Raw genomic sequence first — 1,962 nt, 5'->3', positions numbered from 1 at the left:
CGGCGTAGTCGATACGTTGCTCGGCAAACACCAGGGCCGTGGCCTGCGGCTGGCGCTCGGCCTGGGCTTCGATCAGGTGATGTACCCACTGATTTTGCGGGTAGTCGCGGGCGGTGGCGTTCCACTGTTCAAGTATTTGTTGGCGCTCGGTCATGTCCAGCATGGCCAGGTCCTGCAAGGGCCGCGTCGTGTCGGCCACCGCCCCACGCAGCAGGCCCAGCCAGTGCCGGAGCATGCGCGCGGCGGTGCTGGCATCGAACAAGTCCGTGGCGTAAGTCAGCGACGCCCAGAGGCCGTCCTCGGTCTCCTGGGTGTCCAGGCTCAAGTCGAATTGCGCGGTGCGGGTCTCATGCTCCAGGCTGACCACCCGCAGGCCCGGCAGTTGTTGTATGGCCGTCCGCGCCTGCGCCTGATGGTTGAACATCACCTGGAACAAAGGGCTATGGCTAAGACTGCGCTCAGGCTGCAAAGCCTCCACCAGCTGCTCGAAGGGTAAATCCTGATGGGCCTGGGCTTCCAGCGCACGACGTTTGGTGTGCTGGAGCAGTTCGGCGAAGGTCATGGCACCATCAAGGTCGGCCTTGAGCACTTGGGTGTTGACGAAGAAACCGATCAGCGCCTCGGTTTCGACACGGTTGCGGTTGGCAATCGGCACGCCGACACGAATATCGCGCTGCCCGCTGTAGCGGTACAAAAACAGCTGGAACGATGCCAGCAACAGCATGAACAGGGTCACGCCTTGGCGTTGGGCCAGGGCCTTCAAACCGGTCACCAGCCCAGGGTCAAGCTGGATGTCCTGACGGGCACCGAGAAAGCGCTGTTGCGCCGGACGCGGACGATCGAGGGGCAGCGCCAGCACCGGCTGCGTACCGCCCAGCAGTTGACGCCAATAGTCCAATTGGCGCGTCTTCTCGCCCGCCTCCATCCAGCGGCGTTGCCACAACGCATAGTCGCCGTACTGGATCGGCAGCGGCGTTAAGGTGCAGTCCTGACCCTGGCTGTACGCGGCGTATAGCTGCATCAGTTCCTGCACCATCACGCCCATAGACCAACCATCGGACACAATATGGTGCTGCACCAGCACCAGCACATGCTCCTGTGCATCGAGTTCCAGCAGGGTTACCCGCAACAGCGGGCCTTGGCGCAAATCGAACGGACGGGCGATCTCGGCCTCGACGCGAGTCTTGAGCTGCGCCTCGTCGGTACGGTCTTCGAGGATCTGGATGTCGGCATGGGGTAACACTTGCTGGGTGCGCGACTCGTCGTCCAGGTGCAGGCGGGTGCGCAGGCTTTCATGTCGTGCTGCCAGGCTGGCAAAGCTGCGCCGCAGGGCGGCCTTGTCCAGCATCCCGCACAGACGCAGGGCACCGGGCACGTGATAGGCCGCACTGTCCGGGTCCAACTGCCATAGAAACCACTGGCGCTCCTGGGCGTAGGACAGCGGCAGGTGTTGGTCGGCCTCGCGAACCGAGGCAATGGGCAATTGCGCGAAACTCATGCCTCGGCTTTGCAGGCGCTGGTAAAACTGCTGGCGCTGTTCCAGAGGCAGGCGAAGAAAGCGCGAAACCAGATCGATATTAGGGTTGGAAAGCATGCTTCAAATCGCCTCTAGTTCGCTCAAAAAGTCACGAAGATCATCAAAGTCTTCCGCGCTGCCGGCACGGAAGGTGGCTGCGGCCTGCACATAGGCGCGCAGGGTTTCGGTCTGGAACACTTCCACCAGCGGCACGTCCAGGCCCAGTTCGGCCTGGACCCGCGAGGTGATCTGGATCGCCAGCAGCGAATGCCCACCGACCTCAAAGAAGTTGTCGTTCAGGCCCACCTGGGGCAGGTGCAACACCTCGGCCCAGATCGCGGCGATCTGTTGTTCCAGCTCGGTTTCGGGCGCCACGTACGTCTGCTGCATAAGGCTCGCGTCCGGCGCCGGCAGGCCCTTGCGGTCGAGCTTGCCGTTGGGGGTCA

General features: G+C 62.9%; 2 protein-coding genes. Both read right to left on the bottom strand.

The genetic code is table 11. From position 1 onward, the window contains the following. Nucleotides 1–1,594 (bottom strand): condensation domain-containing protein (locus QRN41_RS26140; RefSeq protein ID WP_285422304.1); only part of this gene is annotated, 1,594 nt, incomplete at its 3' end. Between the two features lie 3 nt (nt 1,595–1,597). After that, nucleotides 1,598–1,962: phosphopantetheine-binding protein (locus tag QRN41_RS26135; protein WP_047883108.1), on the bottom strand; the 365-nt coding region annotated here is incomplete at its 5' end.

Origin of the sequence: Pseudomonas sp. efr-133-TYG-23 (genome assembly GCF_030209215.1) — a bacterium.
Taxonomy (GTDB): Bacteria; Pseudomonadota; Gammaproteobacteria; order Pseudomonadales; family Pseudomonadaceae; genus Aquipseudomonas; species Aquipseudomonas rhodesiae.
Note: the sequence above shows the minus strand (reverse complement) of the source record. Positions and strands in the feature narration are given on the sequence as shown.